This window comes from Candidatus Fokinia solitaria, from assembly GCF_003072485.1.
Taxonomy (GTDB): Bacteria; Pseudomonadota; Alphaproteobacteria; order Rickettsiales; family Midichloriaceae; genus Fokinia; species Fokinia solitaria.
Genome location: NZ_CP025989.1, coordinates 314210 through 333107 on the forward strand (window position 1 = coordinate 314210; position 18898 = coordinate 333107).

Here is an 18898-nt window from a genome sequence, read left to right on the forward strand (position 1 = left end):
GCGATTATTTCGAAATTTTAGCCAAAATATCGCTCTCTGATAAGATTACTAGACCTGAATCTTTTTCTATTTCTGTACCTGCCCACTTTGTATATATCACTATATCACCAGCTTTCAGATCTATAGGGGAAGAATGCTCATTTGCACTTTTATGTACAGGTTTTCCAACAGATATCACCTCACCCCTTGTAGGTTTTTCTTTCATGTTATCAGGAATGATGATGCCCTCTGATTTTTCCTCGGTTATTCTCTTAATGAGAATTTTACCGGAATAAGGCGTTATGTTCTCTTTCATATTCATTTAATAGAAAATAAATCAAATTAAATCGCGTAGATATTGAAAACAACAGTTCGCAATTATCCACAAGGATATATAGTGATGATTTTGCACCTTTCAAGAGAAAAGTGAAAAGATGTTAACTACTCATCTTTTTCTCTTTGAATAGCACGTGCTTTCTAAGGACAGGATCATATTTCTTGCAATCAAGGCTATATAGCGACTTTGAATTCTTTTTTCGTACATAGAAGAATCCAGTACTACCTGTGCTAACTAATCTACAAAGCATACTTTTTTTGCTTTTTTTACCTTTTTTTTTCGCTGCCATATTGACTGAAAAATAAATGAAACATGTACCGCAATATTACCAATTTATACTGATATATCTAGACGATTTTACAGTAGTTACAATCTTATTTGACTTTCTCTTACTTTTAGAAAGTGATGAAATGGATTAATGGTGCTACGGAGTAAAGTAGTAAATTATATTATTTACTATTTTTGAACAAGATGAAGGAAAAGTTTTTATTCTGTGGATTTTTCTCAGTATTACTGAGTACTTACTATTTAATTCGAGAAGATTTTGAAAGTAGTGATGTAGAGACCAGCGGATAACGATCTTTTGAAATGAGTAGTATAGAAATTGTCCAACTGTTGAGCGATTAGCTATATTTTACGATTTTATTTATGGATGTCCGAATCTTTTTATTTCTAAAGATGTATAGTAGCTTATTATATTGTATGATTTGGTATTATAGTTAAGCGCTTTACTAGATGGCAAATAATATACGGTACACAAAAGCAATGCTTGCTATCATATGCGTGCAGTTGCATAAAGCGATTAATAGTGCAATTCATGATAACTTTCAGTTCTTAGAAACAGAATCTATAGAAAGAATGAATGAAATCATTTTATTCTTTCAAAAGTTAGAAATTGAAAAAATTGAAAAAATTGAAAATCGTAAAGAAATGACGAACGCTTTTTCAAGTCAATCTCCGGATAACACGGTGATGGATAAAGTAAATGAGAAAATTGAAGAGAGTGCAATTTCTTCAGATAATAAGCGCACTACAAGCAACGAAATTACAGCATTGCTTGAGAAGATTACAACGGTTGAATCGTTAAGGGAAATAGTGATGAAATTTGATGGATGTCAGCTAAAAGCAGGAGCAAAGAATACAGTTTTTGCAGATGGTAGTCCGCAATCTTCAATCATGATTATTGGAGAAGCACCTGGAGAGAATGAAGATAAGCATGGTATACCATTTTGCGGAGAAAGTGGCGCTTTACTGGAGCATATTCTGAAAAGTGTTGCACTCAAGAGACAAGATGTATATATCACGAATGCTGTTTTTTATCGCCCTCCAAGTAATAGAAAGCCTACATTAGAAGAAATTGATACGTGTCGTCCTTTTGTGCAAAAGCATATAGCTTTAGTGAAGCCGCCATTAATACTGTTGATGGGCGCTACTGCCGTTGAATCGATCTTATATTATAAAGGAGCACTTACGCCGATACATGGCAAAGTGATACCATACGGCAAAAAATATAATGAGTATATTACAGATGATGAGGTGAAAATTAATGCGGTACCGTTATTTCATCCATCTTATATGCTTCGACAATCTCTATCAAAAAAAGTCGTTTGGAATGTATTGCGCAAAATAAAGCTTGAGATACTTAAATAATTAATAAAATATTTTTCGATATTGAAAAGATATCGATTTTTTGATGGTATAAATCAATGAAGACGATATTTATACAGTACTTATGATAAAAGAAAAAAATAAGATTTTTAAAAATATCGATCTAAAAGCATCTATTGACATAAAATCCTGCATGCGACGCGGAGATTGGAGCAATATACAGGATATTCTTACAACTTCAGAGCAAGTTATACAAACTGTGAAAGAATCAGAAATACGAGGTAGAGGCGGCGCGGGATTCAGTACTGGTATGAAATGGTCATTTATGCCACGTAATGATGCTACATCATACGTCATAGTAAATGCAGATGAAAGCGAACCAGGCGCATGTAAAGATAGGGCTATTATTCAATATGAGCCGCATAAAATTATAGAAGGCGCTTTAATTGCGGCATTTGCGGTAAAAGCGCGTACCGTATATATATATATTCGTGGAGAATATGTAAAAGAAGCCGTAATATTGGAAAATGCGATAAAAGAAGCAGAGGAGTATGGCTTATTAGGAAGTCACTCAAAGCATAAGTATGATGTAGATATCTTTGTGCATCGTGGCGCAGGTGCGTATATTTGCGGAGAAGAAAGCGCTTTACTGAATAGTATAGAAGGGCGAAAAGGCATGCCGCGTATAAAGCCTCCTGCTTTTCCCGCAGTTTGCGGACTGTATGGCTGTCCAACTATTGTTAATAACGTAGAAACTATTGCTTCTATTTCAACGATTATAAGGAGAGGTGCAAATTGGTATAAAAGTATGGGGCGACCAAATAATTATGGTAGCAAGATATTTTCTATATCTGGACATGTTAATAGTCCATGTAATGTAGAAGAAGAAATGTCAATACCTCTTAAAACGTTGATTAACGAGTACGCTGGAGGAGTAATAGGCGGATGGAATAATTTGCTAGCAGTAATACCAGGGGGCTCTTCTACGCCTCTTTTGCATTATAGTGTATGCGATGATGTATTGATGGATTTTGACAGTTTGAAAAATGCAGGAAGTGCACTTGGTACTGGCAGTATAATAGTGATGAACAAATCTACGGATGTAATAGAAGCAATAGCTAATATTTCGCGCTTTTATATGCATGAATCATGCGGGCAGTGTACTCCATGTAGAGAAGGTACAGGATGGATGTATAGAATTATGCGAAGATTTGTATCTGGAAAAGCGCAGTTGCATGAGATAGATGAATTATATGAGATTACAAAACAGATAGAGGGGCATACAATTTGCGCGCTTGGAGACGCGGCAGCATGGCCGATACAAGGCTTGATAAAGAATTTTAAAGATGTTATAGAGAGTAGGATTAGAGGTACTACTATTGTCGATAAGTAAAGATGCCACAGTTAAAAGCTTTAAAAAATAGACTAAGTGCAGTAATTTCGACACATAAGTTGACGAAAGCAATGCAGATTATTGCCGCTTCTAGATTTCAGAAATTGAAGAGCATGGTGTTTCATTCTGCAGATTATCTCTCTCATTTTCACGAAGTTATAGATAGTGTCATTGCATCAAATGATAGTAAGTACGCAAATCTTACAATTAGTGAATTATATAAAGGAAGTGAGCAAATAACTTCGAATATTGCGGTAATAGTACTCTTTTCAGCAGAGAAGGGATTATGTGGAAAGTTCGATAGTATCGTAATGAAGAAATTAAAATCTGCGTACAGCGATATATTACAGTCGACAGAGGTAGATACTATAAGAGTTGTATGTTTTGCTAAAAGAGTGATCGAGAATGCGAGACGTATAGGAGGGGAGAAGTTTAAGAATGTGAAAATTGAGTATGTTCTGCATCACGTTAATGTTGTGAAAGGCTTTGAAACCTTCAGAGATGATATAAGCAATTCTTGTGCTAAGTTTTGCAGCGATGCCAAATTCTTGTATGTAATGTACCCAGCTTTCATTACAACAGTTCTGCAATTGCCATGTTTGATAAAATTGTTTCCTTTAGTTGATCAGGATAAAGAAAAATTTAAACAGGGTATATTTAACTTTCTTGATGAGAATACAGATCGTAATTTATATGATAGAGTAAGGAAAAATAGTGGTATTGCGAAGAAGGTATTCGCATTAGAACCATCATCTAGTATTGAGATATTAAAGATGTTGATACCATCTTACTTTATAGCTTTATTTTATAATACTGCTTTAGAGGTATATGTAGGAGAGAATGCATCAAGGATGATTATGATGGACGCAGCTAATAGAAATGCTGAAAAAATTCAGAAGAATTTACGTATCCAATATAATAAACATCGCCAAGCTGCGATCACGCAGGAGTTGATAGAATTGGCTTCATCTAGGAGTGTGCTTAATTAAGCGTTTTTTTAGCGAGAGAACTTCTCTTATAAGGCGATGAAAGAAGCGGTAGTGCATCGAAGCCGCGATTACGCAGGAGTTGATAGAATTGGCTTCATCTAGGAGTGCGCTTAATTAAGCGTTTTTTTAGCGAGAAAACTCCTCTTATAAGGCGATGAAAGAAGCGGTAGTGCATCAAGCTGCGATTACGCAGGAGTTGATAGAGCTTGCTTTATCTAGGAATGCGCTTAATTAAGCGTTTTTTTGACGAGAGAACTTCTCTTATAAGGCAGCGAAAGAAGCGGTAGTGCATCGAAGCTGCGATCACGCAGGAGTTGATAGAATTGGCTTCATCTAGGAGTGTGCTTAATTAAGCGTTTTTTTTAGCGAGAAAACTCCTCTTACAAGGCGATGAAAGAAGCGGTAGTGCATCGAAGCTGCGATTACGCAGGAGTTGATAGAGCTTGCTTCATCTAAGAGTGTGCTTAATTAAGCGTTTTTTTGACGAGAAAACTCCTCTTATAAGGCAGCGAAAGAAGCGGTAGTGCATCAAGCTACGATTACGCAGGAGTTGATAGAGCTTGCTTCATCTAAGAGTGTGCTTAATTAAGCGTTTTTTTGACGAGAGAACTTCTCTTATAAGGCGATGAAAGAAGCAACGTAGCTATAAGAAACATAGTTGTGATGCCAAAAGATTCGATAAAGATTTTCACTCGTAGTCTACCTTTCATTTTGAGTAAGCTGTTTCATTCTCTAAGTTTTCAAAATGCATACTTTTTCAAGAAGCATAGCGATATATCACTTCTTTTCATATCGCTACTGGCGCTTTTAGATATCAATGATCTCAATCATTTTATGTGATATCTGCTTCTTGTCTCTCCTCTATCTACTACTGCCTTCTAGTGGCTTTTTTTATTCACAAGCTTAGACATAGATGCATTATACATTTCAGATCATGTATTTACTCGAAGGGTATAGCTTGCATAAGTGCTGCACTATCAGTACAGCAAGTTGTAGCTTACAATCGTGAAAAGTACTGTGAACGAATGCGTTTTTCATACGAACGTTATCCTTTCAGCTTTAATCCTACTGCAACAGCCCATCCTGAATCTCCAGTAATACCATTTTGCAGAGTAGGATTCTTTTGTTTTGACGATAAGCTAAAATGATCACATGATAAATAGCAGCTAACAATTGGTAAGAGCTTTCTGTCATACGCAAAAGAAACAAACTGACTTTTGTTGCCATCTTCAAAGTTTTCCTTCGGCATACCAGTTAATACTTGGTACATTTGCTGTTGTCTTAATCCATTTGCATTACCGTAAAGGTATGTGATGCTTACTCCGTTTTTATTGCCCGTATAAGAAGCACCAGCTGAAATGTAATAACCTGTAGTTGGTGAGATTGAAATCGCATTATTAGATATCACTTTTCCGTTTATTTTAGCAGCGGCAAAATTACCTGTAGAGCCATAATCACCGTATCCTAGCGCTAATGCGTACTTCTTTTTATACGTAAGTAATCCTCCAATTGCTATTGCATTACCTCCATTTCTCTCCAATTCTAAATCTTTGATTATGGTCTCACCTTCCTTTATATCGAATTTTATATCTTCGACTGTAACATTACCTTTCTGTAATTTTCTGACGTTACCTTCCTCATCTTCCTTTGGTTGCATTGTGATAGTATCCTTATCTTTCTTTAATCCTAAATCTTCTCTTATAATTTTCATTTTTTCTACACTGCATATAGTGTTGAATTTGCGACAAAATTCTCCAACTAAAGAGACTTCGAATTCGAGATCTGCATTAATTCGTCCTGCGATTTTGCCACCGTATCCGATAACGTTTTGAAAGCCGTTCAAACTACCATCCGGTATAGATGTTATGCTTGAAAGAGTTCCTTTTACCTGCGTATCAGGAGTGAAAGAAGCGCCTATAGTTGTAGAAATATCTGAAAATTCAAATATTTTTGTCACAGAGATTTTATTCGCCTTTGGTGCTATATTAGCTGGACCAGGAAGAGACGGAGAATCAACGAACGGCTGTAAGGTGAATAATGCTGTTATTGGTTTAGTGCTATCATATATACTACCATTTTTGTATTGTTGATTATACGGTGCTACAGCGGGGTACTGAATATAAAACGGCAGATCTCCACTCAGTCCCATTCCACCTTTTGCTAAGTTATTGGCAGATAATAGCAACTCATTTTGCACACCTACTGTACTTCCAGCTTTTACTTTTATCTTATGTTCTACTGATTCACAGTACACGCATGCTTCTCCTGCAGTCATAACACCACCGCCAGATGTAGGTCTTGATACGTTTGCATATAGCGAGAGATTACCGCCGTACTTTAACCCCTGATGCAAAACGCTTACGTCAACGACTACGTTATTGAAGTTTACCAAACCGCTAAAATCGCCCCATCTTGATGGATTGCCAGGACTCATTAAATTGTAAGGGTATACTTTCTTTTTGAAAAAGTCGCTTTTATCGGTAGTATCATACTCTTCTAGTAATGCATCGGCACTCTTAAAGATACCATCATTCATTACAGCGCCGTACTGCACGTTGAGAACAGGCTTAACAAGGATTTTTACCTCTTCTTTTCCTACTGTAATTTGTTGCGAGAGAGAGCCAGCTTTATCTTGAATAGACGTAGTATTAGATGAGTTATTCAAGTTAAGCATCTCATTGGAGATAAGTGCTTGTCCATTGCCATATTGCGGCTTTTCTGCTTTTGTGATCTCAATAACCTCGGTCGTTGTCTGTGGTTTATTCACTGAAGGATTGCTGTTTGTACCTGCGGCACTACTTAGTGTCGTGTAGAAGGATCCGCAAATAGCCACTGTTGCGAATCTAAAAAAGCCTTTTCTCATTGCAAAAATACATTTATGCGACTATTTATTCGCAATGCGAAATGAATGTCAATACTTTTCTTACAAAGTGTACATTAGATAACATTCAATCTATTTCTGAGATGCAACATAAAGCGATTGCTATAGCATCACTCTGATCCATCACAATTTTCGGAGAAATTTCCTCTATTTTGATGTCGAGATGTAAGCAAATATATTGCATGATCGTTTCTTTATCTGCATTACCATTTCCAGAAATACGTTTCTTAATCGTTTTAGCTTGGTATTCTTTTATGCTGATATCATGCTCGCGACATGCAAGCATTGCGGCAGTTCTAGTTTGTGCCAATCTTATAGAAGTTTTTGCATTCTTGTTTACATACGTATTTTCTATTGCTGCAAAATCTATTGAGAAATATTTTATAACTTCCTTGAGTTGAGCGAATATATGATATAATCTCTCTGCATCATCTTGGTAGTTGGTACTCTGTATGATGCCGGATGCAGCATGGTGGATGTTGCGATTTTGTTTGTCTTTTACGAGGATAGCCCATCCGGTAGTACGTAACCCTGGATCTATCCCAATAACGTGATATGTCATGATGAAGAAAAGAAGTAAGCGTAGTGCATACTGGATATATGGTAAGCATCCGGTAGTTGCTGCAATGCGTAATCCTGAACGTGAGAAGAAAATGCTTGTTATGACTGAATATGCAACGAGATTTTTACACGAAAGCGGTATTACCTTCAATAATATACCGCATACTATAGTAGAGACAGTACAGGAATTTCGTGCTGCTACTGGTATGAGTGGTGATGTAGTGCATCAAGGGATTGCATTACGCTCTGTGCCACTTAAGCAGATGTGTTTGGAGGAATTTTTAGAAATGAAGCTAAAAGAAGGTAGTGCGTTTTCTGTAGTGCTACTGGATAAAGTCACAGATCCTCACAATATTGGTGCTATCATCAGATCATGTGCTGCTTTTGGTATTTGTGCAGTAGTGACTACAAGAATCGATTCTCCTGATGAAATGCCGATAATGTTGAAAGTTTCATGCGGTGGATTTGAGCAAGTATCCTACATTAAAGTGACGAATTTAGTGCAGGCTATTAATACTTTGAAAATGTTTAACTTTATTATCATTGGATTAAGTGCTAACGGAGAAAAAGAAATCAGTGCTGTATACAATGAAATTCCTGGAGTGATAGAGAACGTAGCTTTAGTATTTGGAAATGAAGAAATAGGGATGAGAGTATCTACCGAAAAAAGTTGCAACTTCATAGCTAAAATAGGTATGAATGAAGGCAGTGATATGCCAAGCCTTAATGTGTCAAATGCTGGCGCTGTTGTGCTATACACATTATCACTGCATAGACATACAGCGAAGCACAATGTGATGGAGTGTAAATAGCGTTTCTTTAGCGATAGTGCATTATGTTATTCAAAAGTAACATATCATCTACTTACTCATAGCATTGATATAATCGTGAATAACATTAAGATTTCTAGATCTTTTGCATTTTTCAACGCTTAATATGTTCTTTACGGTATGTAGCGTCGTCTCCATATCATAGTTGAAGATTACATAATCATATTGATCATGATGAGAAATTTCTTCTTGAAACGCTTTGAATCTTGTAGCTATTTCAGTAGCAGTGCCACCTCTCTTAGAGAGTCTATCCAACACTTCTTCTTTACTTGGAGGTAATAAAAATACTCCAAATACGTTGTTTGGAAGAAGTGATTTTAACGCGATATAACCTTGTACATCAACATCAGATATTATATCTCTACCATTCATTATTTGCTCTTCTATCTGTACTTTTGAAGTGCCGTATAGATTACCAAATACTTCAGCGCATTCTAGCAATTCTCCCTTATCTCTCAATTGTTCCATATACTCTCTCGTAACGAAATGATAACTCTCTCCATCAATTTCGTTTACTCTCTTGTTTCTTGTAGTAAATGATATAGAGAATCTCAAGTTATCTACTAACTTAGCTAACATTGTAGATATCGTAGTTTTTCCTGTGCCAGAAGGGCCTGAAACCACCATTACGACTCCAGTTTTTTTATTTTGCTCTTTCATGCTTTTTACTGCTTAGAATATCAACTAATGCGTTTACTATATAACCTATTTTAATCATATCTCTCCCCTCTACCATTATTCTTACTACATTTTCTGTTCCGGAGCTACGTACGATTATCCTATAATCTTTATTTTGTGCTATAGTTTCTTGTACTGCTTGCCATACATCTTGAGTATTGAGAGGATTGACATCTTCATGGTACTCAAAATTAAAAGTAGACTGTGGATAAAGTGGAAATTTGACAAGCATTTCACTTGTAATTGCTTTTTGCTCTTGCATAGCGGAGAGGATGTACATTGATGCCGCCATTGCATCACTGCTTTGAGAAGAATTTTTAATCATTATATGCCCTGAAATCTCTCCTCCTACAAAAGCTTGATTTTCTACCATAGCTCTCATAACAGGAGTATCTCCAACGTCTGAGTATATGATATTAAAATTTCGAGACTTCATATAATCACTGAAAGCGGCGTTACATAATTTAGTGATTACTACATTACGTGGAATAGAAGGAATAGAGTCCTTATATACGTAATCTGCTATGCATGCTATCAGATATTCTCCGGATATAATGTTACCATTTTCATCACATACAGCTAATCGATCTCCATCTCCATCGAATGCAAAGCCTATATCAGCACCTACGTTCTTTACCGTTTCTTGCAATGATGTTGTGTATAATGCGCCACAGCCTTTGTTGATGTTCAATCCGTTTGGCTCAACTCCTATTGCAATTACTTCAGCACCGAGTTCTTTAAATACAGTAGGCGCAACTTTATATGTCGCACCATTTGCGCAATCTACTACAATTTTTCTTCCGTCCAAAGTTAATTGCTTGGAAAAGACGTTTTTTACATGTTCTATGTATCGTCCATGTACATCTTCTATCCTTGAGACTTTTCCTATGTTATGCGAGGTAGCAAGATTGCTAAGCATAACATCTTCATCAATTACAATGCTTTTCAATATTTCTTGTACTTCACGATAAATTTTTGCGCCATTTCTATCGAAGATTTTTACACCATTATCATCGTAATTGTTATGAGATGCCGTTATCATGATCCCTGCATCACATCTCATGGAGCGTACGAGGTATGAGATTGCTGGAGTAGGTATAGGACCAACAAGCTTTACATGTACTCCTACTGAAGCGAAGCCCGCTGTGATAGCACTTTCCAGCATATAGCATGAAAGGCGTGTATCCTTTCCTATGATGACTTTGTGAATGTGCTGACGTGGCACTTTCTCATACTGCTTTAAGTATATTCCTATAGCTTGTCCAAGTCTCAAAGCTACGTCTGAGTTCATTACTTTGCCATTAGCAAATCCTCTAATACCATCAGTGCCAAAACTGAAATTTTGAGAAAAAGGATGCATAAGCGAATGTGATGATAATGATAAAAGATACTATAAATTAGTGAAGAGTAAAAGAATCAGCATGCATTTATAATTCATATTTCTGCATAAACTTATCCAACAATAGAACACCGAATCCTGTTCCGCCACTTGTTGCGAAATGAGATGGATGCTTAGACATGGACACTCCTGCAATGTCTATGTGTGCCCAACTGTAGCTTTTATTTTTAATAAATCTATATAAAAATTGAGCAGCTGTCGTGCTACCTGCGCCTCTACCGCTTCCTACATTCTTTATGTCTGCTATTGTAGAATTAATTTGTGCATCATATTCGCTTGCAATAGGGAGTTGCCATAGCAATTCTCCGCTATCATATCCTGCGGTAATGAGATTTTTAGCTAATGTATCGCTATTGCAGAACAGGCCAGCATATACATCGCCAAGTGCAATTGTTATAGCGCCTGTTAAAGTTGCTAAATCGATAATTTTCGTTACATTATGATATTTTTCTTGGAGATACCATAGCGCGTCAGCCAGTATCAATCTGCCTTCTGCATCTGTATTATCGATTTCGATAGTTTGTTCGGACATCGATGATACTACATCGCCTGGTCTTTGTGCTGTTCCGGAAGGCATATTTTCCACAAGTGGTATGACGGCAACTACGTTAATATTGGCATTTCGTTTTGCGATGGCATACATAGTGCCTGCTACAGTTGCGGCACCTCCCATATCACCTTTCATATCGCCCATATTCTGAGAGGGCTTTATACTAATCCCTCCGCTATCAAAAGTTACACCTTTTCCTACTAGACCAACATGTTCATTACCGCCGCCTTTCCACTCCATTACAAGCAATTGCGGCTCTCTACTGCTGCCTTGTGCGACACCTAGTAGTGCATTCATTTTTAGTGCTTGCATTTCATTTCGTTTTAAAACTTTAATCGTCAATTTATCGATAGAAGAACATTTTTTCTGAATTACGCTGACGAATTCTTCTGGAGAAAGCGTATTTGCTGGCTCATTTACTAGATCGCGTGCCAAGAATACTCCATCTATTAGATAGCTATAGTGCGTATCGAAACGTTTTTGTATTGCGGCATGAAAGTTTGAATGTACTTCGCACTTTGTAAATGAATTGGTATGCTCTTGAAGTTTGCTTATGAAATATTTTGAGAAGGAGTAATTTCTTAACTGCATGCCAAGTACTATAGACGCGATATCATCTTCTTTGATGAAATTAGGTATATAAAGAGCAGCTTTTTCTTCTTTCAGTGCATTGATACAATCTGTAATCGTAGCACCGATCTGAGAATAAAAACAAAATTCTGATGATCTCGCAGCATCTTTTATGTTGTTGTTAATACCTATCAATAGTACTTTCTTACCATCGATAATGGAGAAAAAAGATTGTTTAATATTACCTGAAAAATGCTTTATCGTTTTTGCATTAGTAGAGATTTTTGATAATAAATTACTGTCAATATCGGAATAACTTTGGAGTGATATTGTGCTGTCCACAAGAAACACATTCACATTGTCATCTGATAAAGATGATGTATAAGAAGAGAATTGAATTTTCATTACACGAGAAAACGAAGCTTTGATAAGCGTAGTCTAGAATGTAATCAATACTGTTGCAAGATCAAGCTTTTTAGCTAAGGTATGCGTTAAATAAAAACTTATTTCTTCAGATCAATTTCTAATTCTTTTGCAAGCTCTAGTATTTCGAGCTTCGCTGCAATAGCAGAAGTAGAAAGTCTAGACTTTACCAATGGTACATCAGAGTCCAATACGCATAATCCCATGTTGAAAAGCTCTTTGAAGATGTTTCTATTGCCAAAGCCTGAAATATTCTTAAATCCTAGTTTCTTGGAGAGTTGATACAGTATCATTTCCGTATTCTTACTATTGATCGTATCTGCATTACCAACTCTATTACGCATCACATACCACCGAGAAGGATATCCACATTTTGCAGTTTTGCGTATTTTTTGCTCAAAAAGCATTACTGCATAAGGGCCAGGAGATACAGATTCATATGAATCTCCTATTTTAGACAGAAGCTCTATATCTATTATACTATCGTTAATAGGAGTTACTACTATGTCAGCAAGCGCGTGTGCCGCTCTGCTAAGCGAAACACTACCTCCTGGTGAATCTATTACCACGTAATCATAATCTTCATGTTCTTTCACCATATATTTTTCCAAGCATTCTTCAAGTTCTTCTCCATTTCCATTTTGATGTATTGCTATCTTCATGATGTCTTCACCTTCTGCTATCTCCGCATCTTTTCTGTACTTATCGAAAGACTTATCTATGAAACATATGTGCTTCGGTATCAGAATATTCAGACCAAGCTTATTTTTTTGCATTGTTCTGTTTTCTATGTAACCAGTGAAAGATTGCTGATAGCTATCTAAGTCGACGCTAACTACCTTAAATCCAACGCTGCAGAGTAAGATAGAAAGATGTATGGCTGCCGTCGTTTTTCCTGCACCGCCTTTTTCATTTCCAAATAGTATTATGCGAGGCACTATAGTGATAGATATTTTTCCACGTTAAATGTATCTGAAAAGATATACATCAGATTCATTAAAACGAAAAGTGCAATAATGCAAAAACGAAAATCGATAGTAAAATGCTTATGCCGTTTTGTACTTGAAACGTATATAGAAAGTTCTTTATCAACGGCATCTTCGAGCGATATTGATGATTTTTCTCCTGCTAATATTTTTTTCACTTCGGAAAAGAATAGAGATGAAATTATTCTAAACGGGTAAAATGCCGCCACTATCGTCGACAAAAATACCATGCACGTGGTGATATAGTAAGATTGCTGTATTAGTAATTCGAAAATATTAAGCTTAATAAAGAAGCCTGCAAGTGGCGGAATGCCGGCTACAGATAACATTAGTATACAGAATGGTAATTGATAATAAGGAGAAATGATTTTTACGTTATCAATAGTGAGAAAGCATTTATCATCATCGTTTGATAGCGAATCCAGTTTTGATAATAAGTACATTATCGGTATATGGATGAGTGTGATATAAGTACTGACGTATATTATCGAAGCATTTTCTCCGAAAGGAATTGCCATGGCCACTAGTATAAAGCCGGATTGATGTATTGCACTATATCCAAATACTCTTTTTATGTTTGACTGTTGGAGATTTACTATAGCTGGCCAAAGTGTTGTACATACTCCAAGTAATAGCATTGCTTGACATATATATTCTGAGTCTGGAAAAGCTTTGAGAATTCTAATCATCATCAAGCATATTGGCACCTTCAGAACGCCTAGTATATATAGAGAATGTTCTATCTTTGCACTCTGTAATGTATCAGGTATCCAAAAATGTAAAGGAGGTACTCCAAGCTTGAAACATCCGTATATCAGTAATATTGCAAATCCTGCACTTTCTAAAGTAGAAGTAGGTAAATCAAGAGCAGAAATGATCTTTATATGTTGCAAAGAATGAGAATATATATCGACGTTGCCGTGCGAGATGTATATCAAAGCTATACCAAGTAAAAATAATATCCCTATACAATTATCAAAAATAAAATATTTTATCGCCGCTTCTAATCCGAATTTATCTTTTGATTGAGATAAAAGTATTTGAGTCACTAAGGAAAATACCACAAGACAGAGATATATTATGATTAAATCCTGCGCTATTGCTATAATGAGCGATGCGAAGGCGCCAAAGATCATTAAGAGTGGAGTTTCCCAATGCGCATTTTTACTAAGTGGCGCTTTGAAATATGAATGTAATGATAACGCAATAGCACTAGAAGTAATTACAATACATGCTTTACGTGCCGTTTCAAACATTATAAGATCCTTTGTGATGAGCATTTTTTGCGCTACGAAAGTGTGAAGTTGATGGCAGATATCGAAGATATCGAAACCGCTTAGCGCGAGAAATGTCAATGCGAGTATGTGAGAGCTTATGATGCTAAAATCAGTCCAAAAGTGGCGTACTCTATGCTTGCTTGAATGTATCAAATCTTTGTACATCTTGATTGTATTGTTATGTGTATGTAGAATCCGACATTGAAACTTCAGGGTAATATCTGTTACGTTAAAAATCAAATCACCGACGTAATGTTAGTACTTTCTAAGGCAGAAAATGCCATATAAATAAATTTTGTTGTTATGTTTAATATGAAAATTCATGAGGAGGGCAGGTCGTTTATTGCTATATGTTTGGCATGCGTCCTTGTAAGTTTTTTCATATCACCGTTTGCAGTAATATTCTTCAGCCTTCTTGCTATTGCTGTTGCTACTTTTTTTCGTGATCCTGATAGAGTGCCACCTCTCGCCGATAATGTAATACTCAGTCCAGCAGACGGTTCTGTCTCGAATATAGAAAATGCAATGACTCTTCCGAAAGAAATTGCAGGTAATATAGAGGAATTAAAAGACTCGCAGTTTACTAGAGTGAGTATTTTTTTGAGCGTTTTCGATGTACACGTCAATAGAAACGCTGCAAGTGGCGTCGTTGTAGATACTTACTATAATGCGGGGAAGTTTTTTAATGCCTCGTTGGATAAAGCAAGTGAGTTTAATGAAAGACAACTTATTTTAGTACGTACCGATGAAGGGCAATATGTATGTTTTGTGCAAATTGCAGGGCTAATTGCGAGGAGAATAGTTTGTAATCTTGATAGAAATGCAATTGTGAAAGCAGGCGAAAGATTTGGCATTATAAGATTTGGAAGTAGAATGGATGTTTACGTACCTTCTGAATATGCGTTAAATGTGCGCTTAGGACAAATTATGGTAGGTGGAGAGACAGTGATAGCTACTCGAAAGTAATGGCAGTCTTTTTCATGTAAAAAGCCTTTTCCGTGCGATCGAGTTTTTCTATAGCGTACCTTAGCATTGTCCTTGGCATATAAGCTGCGTAAATGTTAAGAAATTTTAGTAGCGCTTCTTTCTCCTTTTTCCCCGCTTCGCGTAGCATCCAACCAGTTCCTTTATGCAGTAATTCGTGCGTATCTCGTAGTAACAGTTCTGCAATTTGAAAAGTGTATTTCAGATCGTTTTTTCTGATAAAATATAATGTTGATACAATAGCGATTCTGCGTTTCCACCAGTGATGTGAGTCTGCTAACGTAAATAGAATATCACGCTTCTTATCGTATAAGTGATGCCCGACTATGAGTGGAGCAGATAAATCTATGAGATTCCAATTGTTTATGTACTGTAAATTCTCCATATAAAAGCTGTATAACTCATCTTTCTTCGTAGATTTCTGATATCGATTTATCAAAACAAGTAAAGCGAATACTCTCTCTTCATTTATCTTAGATGAGAGAAAATAGTGTATCTCACTAATAGCGATCTGACTAAATGCAGTTGCAATTTTTCTTAGATTTGGCATTGACACTCCAATAAATTGATCGTGTTCTGCATAATCTCCAACTCCAGTCTTAAATGCAAATGCTGCAAATGTAGGACTTCTTGTTATGTGATCGTGAAAAGATTTTCTAATTTCTTGTATTATGTGCATCAGCGAATGAATATTGTTTTTATGCTACTTAATTAAGAAGAATATAGCACTAATAGATATAAAAGTACTATTTGTCAAAGATAGTATCAAAGAAATGAATATCACTCTAATTATTAGTGATTTCTGATATTTTCCGAGAGATAGTTTTACTTATATCGAGTACTTTAAAGTACTTTGGTAAATTTGTGTGAGCAATAGTCGATGTTGTGATAATTTCACATATTGTATGTATCTTATGCGATGCAAAAAGCATATTCTGAGAAAGTACTGCATGACTAATCATAGCTTTTATAGTTTTTGCGCCATACTTTATCAGAGTTTCTGCTGCGTTTATTACTGTCCATCCAGTATCTATAATATCATCTACAATGATGCAATTTTTATTTAATATTGCTTTTATATCAGATTGTTTGAGCGCTGTGCCGATGCTGCGATCTTTCTTCATGATAATATGTTCGCAATGCAATTTTTCCGCAATTTCTTTGCTTCTTTTTGCGCTTCCAAGATCTGGTGAAATTATTAAAGGATTATCGGCATTGCGAATATGTGAGGCGAATAGATCAGTAGTATCGATATTATAAAATCTCATATCAAATGCTTCTCTTGCTTTAGCAGAGTGAATATCTACCGTTAATAAGCATTCAATGGCGCTTGCCTTGATAATTTTTGCAATTGTATTAATTGGAGATGTTACTGCATATTCGCATTGCAATTGTTTATCCTGACGGCAATATGCAATGTAAGGAATAATAGCAATTATTTTAGATGCGCCGGCATTTTGAGCTGCATTCGCCAAAAGCAGTAATTCTATAATATCGTCGTTTACGTTGCGATGTATGGAGTGCACTATAATTGCTTTATTGCCATATAATGAGGTATGTAGTTGAATCGAAAATTCTCCATTGGAAAACCGTTGTACAGCAGCTTGAATGTATTCAGCATTTTGATAAAAGGCTATTTTCTGCGCTATTTTTTGCGAATTTGTACCTACTATAATTTTCAATTTCTGATATAATTTTTCGTGCATTGTATCATTGCGTGAAGAGAGCATCAATACGATTTATGCGCTTGCTTGAGATTGCGGTAACTCAATGTATTGGAGACTTACGTGTGTGTCTCATATTGCGAGATTTTGTATGAAAGACTCATCAAGCATTTCTTTCGCGATAATCTCGAAAGATTCTCTGTCAATTTCTAAAAATCCGTAGCGGAAAACTGCGCCCCACGCGTCCTTATTTTTTATGAATGATAGAGAGTTAATGAGAGGCTTAATATCTGTGTGCTTTCCCTCAAAATACTTCACATTACGTCTATATGGTTGAAATTCTCCACCCATATCGAATTTATACGGCATATCATCGGTAATTATGCCGATAGCGGTAAATTTTTGATAAACTTTACTCTCATGCATTTTTACTTTAGAAGAGTAGTATATTATAAAATCTCCTAACTTTGGTCGTTTCGCTGGCGCTAACTTACCATGGCAAAATTGGCATATGCCAAGTTTTACGCCATTTTCTACGTGTTCTTTTGAAGCGACTCCTATCCAAAACTTTGGCATATATTAGAGTATTAAGAAAACGGCAGTATAGTGAGTGAAAATCGTATTGTAAAATCTTTGCTTAACGCTTTTAGCAAAATATAAATTTTTCTCTTGAAAGATTTTTTAATTTACGAAGTTGTAGTGTGGCATAAGCGTACTTTATTAATTCTCTTGTAACATGGTAATATTTTCGATCCGTCAATTTGCTATACACATTGCAATGTCATTCATTTCGATGTAAATATAATGCAAAACAAAGTACGCAACGCTATGGAAAAGAGATGGGCTTTTGAAGAAGCGGAAGCACTCTTTGCACTTCCGTTTAATCAGCTTATTTATGATGCACAAACAGTGCATAGACAGTATTTTTCTCCAAATGTTATTCAAATTAGTACGCTTTTGAGTATAAAAACTGGTGGCTGCACTGAAGATTGTAAATATTGTCCGCAGTCGATGCATTATAATACTGGAGTAGAGAAGGGGCACTTGTTGAAGGTAAGCGATGTTGTAGAGGAAGCAAAAGAAGCAAAGAAGAAGGGTGCTAGTAGATTTTGTATGGGCGCTGCATGGAGAAGCTTACGAGATAAAGAAATGCCTGCAATCTGTGAGATGATAAGGGAAGTAAAAAAATTGGAGTTAGAAGTTTGTATGACATTAGGCCTGCTTAAGGAAGAGCAAGCGCTGCAATTGAAGGAAGCAGGGTTAGATTTCTATAATCACAATATTGATACATCTGAAGAATTTTACGATAAAATTATCACAACAAGAGATTTTCAGAGTAGATTGAATACAATTGAATGTGTACGTAAGGCTGGTATCAAGATTTGTTGCGGCGGCATTATAGGAATGGGCGAATCAAATGATGATCGCGTGAAGATGTTAGTTGTTTTAGCTAATTTTGATCAGCCACCTGAATCAGTGCCAATAAATAAATTAATCAGAATTCCAGGCACACCTTTGGAGAATCAAAAGGAAGTAGATCCTTTTGATTTCGTAAGAACAATCGCGCTTGCGAGGATTATGATGCCGAAGTCGTATGTTAGGCTATCTGCTGGTCGCGAGCAAATGTCGGATGAAATGCAAGCTTTATGCTTTCTTGCTGGTGCGAATTCTATTTTTTATGGTGAGAAGCTTTTGACTTCTGAGAATCCTACAATGCAGAGAGATGACGCTTTACTGCAGCGTTTAGGCCTTCGAAGCGCCGCAAGTAGTGTAATACATAACTAAGTCT

18 protein-coding genes are annotated in these 18898 nt (G+C 36.2%); 6 read left to right on the forward strand and 12 right to left on the reverse strand.

The window, feature by feature from the left end:
• Positions 1–4: 4 nt before the first annotated feature.
• Positions 5–295, reverse strand: coding sequence for a co-chaperone GroES (locus tag Fsol_RS01465; RefSeq protein ID WP_108673553.1), 291 nt, complete (start codon positions 293–295; stop codon positions 5–7).
• Between the two features lie 121 nt (positions 296–416).
• Positions 417–605, reverse strand: a complete 189-nt coding sequence (gene rpmG / locus Fsol_RS01470) for a 50S ribosomal protein L33 (RefSeq protein WP_108673132.1) — start codon at positions 603–605, stop codon at positions 417–419.
• Between the two features lie 446 nt (positions 606–1051).
• On the opposite strand from rpmG, the gene Fsol_RS01475 reads away from it, so the two are divergent.
• The 3 genes from Fsol_RS01475 to Fsol_RS01485 all read left to right on the forward strand — a co-directional run bounded on the left by Fsol_RS01475 (position 1052) and on the right by Fsol_RS01485 (position 4306).
• The gene (locus tag Fsol_RS01475; RefSeq protein WP_108673133.1) at positions 1052–1966 is read left to right on the forward strand and encodes a uracil-DNA glycosylase; all 915 of its coding nucleotides are present in this window, start codon (positions 1052–1054) and stop codon (positions 1964–1966) included.
• A gap of 82 nt (positions 1967–2048) precedes the next feature.
• Positions 2049–3317: an NADH-quinone oxidoreductase subunit NuoF gene (nuoF, locus tag Fsol_RS01480; RefSeq protein ID WP_108673134.1), complete on the forward strand. Its 1269-nt coding sequence runs from the start codon at positions 2049–2051 to the stop codon at positions 3315–3317.
• A gap of 2 nt (positions 3318–3319) precedes the next feature.
• A complete protein-coding gene (locus Fsol_RS01485; protein ID WP_108673135.1) occupies positions 3320–4306 on the forward strand; it encodes a F0F1 ATP synthase subunit gamma in 987 nt (328 codons plus the stop codon).
• 1045 nt (positions 4307–5351) lie between these two features.
• On the opposite strand, the gene Fsol_RS01490 is transcribed toward Fsol_RS01485, so the two are convergent.
• Together Fsol_RS01490 and ruvC are read right to left on the reverse strand one after the other, a co-directional pair.
• Positions 5352–7169, reverse strand: a complete 1818-nt coding sequence (locus Fsol_RS01490; protein WP_108673136.1) for a hypothetical protein — start codon at positions 7167–7169, stop codon at positions 5352–5354.
• Between the two features lie 85 nt (positions 7170–7254).
• The gene (gene ruvC / locus Fsol_RS01495; protein WP_108673137.1) at positions 7255–7749 is read right to left on the reverse strand and encodes a crossover junction endodeoxyribonuclease RuvC; all 495 of its coding nucleotides are present in this window, start codon (positions 7747–7749) and stop codon (positions 7255–7257) included.
• Between ruvC and Fsol_RS01500 the strand changes: the two genes are divergently transcribed.
• Entirely contained in the window at positions 7748–8560 is an 813-nt protein-coding gene (locus tag Fsol_RS01500) for a TrmH family RNA methyltransferase (protein WP_108673138.1), read from the forward strand. The two genes, ruvC and Fsol_RS01500, sit on opposite strands and share 2 nt — an antisense overlap.
• 48 nt (positions 8561–8608) lie before the next feature.
• Here the strand turns inward: Fsol_RS01500 and gmk are convergent, their stop codons facing one another.
• From gmk to Fsol_RS01525, 5 genes are all read right to left on the reverse strand, one after another.
• Positions 8609–9238: a guanylate kinase gene (gene gmk / locus Fsol_RS01505; protein ID WP_108673139.1), complete on the reverse strand. Its 630-nt coding sequence runs from the start codon at positions 9236–9238 to the stop codon at positions 8609–8611.
• Positions 9222–10616: a phosphoglucosamine mutase gene (gene glmM / locus Fsol_RS01510; RefSeq protein ID WP_108673140.1), complete on the reverse strand. Its 1395-nt coding sequence runs from the start codon at positions 10614–10616 to the stop codon at positions 9222–9224. Before glmM ends, gmk begins: the two co-directional genes overlap by 17 nt.
• Positions 10617–10683: 67 nt before the next feature.
• Positions 10684–12180, reverse strand: coding sequence for a leucyl aminopeptidase (locus Fsol_RS01515; RefSeq protein WP_108673141.1), 1497 nt, complete (start codon positions 12178–12180; stop codon positions 10684–10686).
• A gap of 98 nt (positions 12181–12278) precedes the next feature.
• Positions 12279–13136 (reverse strand): division plane positioning ATPase MipZ, encoded by an 858-nt coding sequence (locus Fsol_RS01520; protein WP_158521604.1) that lies wholly within the window; start codon positions 13134–13136, stop codon positions 12279–12281.
• Positions 13136–14440, reverse strand: a complete 1305-nt coding sequence (locus tag Fsol_RS01525; protein WP_158521605.1) for a proton-conducting transporter transmembrane domain-containing protein — start codon at positions 14438–14440, stop codon at positions 13136–13138. Before Fsol_RS01525 ends, Fsol_RS01520 begins: the two co-directional genes overlap by 1 nt.
• Positions 14441–14764: 324 nt before the next feature.
• Between Fsol_RS01525 and Fsol_RS01530 the strand changes: the two genes are divergently transcribed.
• Positions 14765–15427, forward strand: a complete 663-nt coding sequence (locus Fsol_RS01530) for a phosphatidylserine decarboxylase (RefSeq protein ID WP_108673144.1) — start codon at positions 14765–14767, stop codon at positions 15425–15427.
• Here the strand turns inward: Fsol_RS01530 and Fsol_RS01535 are convergent.
• The 3 genes from Fsol_RS01535 to Fsol_RS01545 form a co-directional block, all read right to left on the reverse strand.
• Entirely contained in the window at positions 15414–16124 is a 711-nt protein-coding gene (locus tag Fsol_RS01535; protein WP_108673145.1) for a DNA alkylation repair protein, read from the reverse strand. The genes Fsol_RS01530 and Fsol_RS01535 overlap by 14 nt on opposite strands.
• 106 nt (positions 16125–16230) lie before the next feature.
• Entirely contained in the window at positions 16231–17175 is a 945-nt protein-coding gene (locus Fsol_RS01540; protein ID WP_108673146.1) for a ribose-phosphate diphosphokinase, read from the reverse strand.
• A 66-nt stretch (positions 17176–17241) separates the two neighbouring features.
• Positions 17242–17685 (reverse strand): EVE domain-containing protein, encoded by a 444-nt coding sequence (locus Fsol_RS01545; RefSeq protein ID WP_108673147.1) that lies wholly within the window; start codon positions 17683–17685, stop codon positions 17242–17244.
• A 252-nt stretch (positions 17686–17937) separates the two neighbouring features.
• Between Fsol_RS01545 and bioB the strand changes: the two genes are divergently transcribed.
• Positions 17938–18894 carry a biotin synthase BioB gene (gene bioB / locus Fsol_RS01550; RefSeq protein WP_108673554.1) on the forward strand — a complete coding sequence of 319 codons (957 nt, stop codon included), beginning with the start codon at positions 17938–17940 and terminating at the stop codon, positions 18892–18894.
• Positions 18895–18898 lie beyond the last annotated feature (4 nt).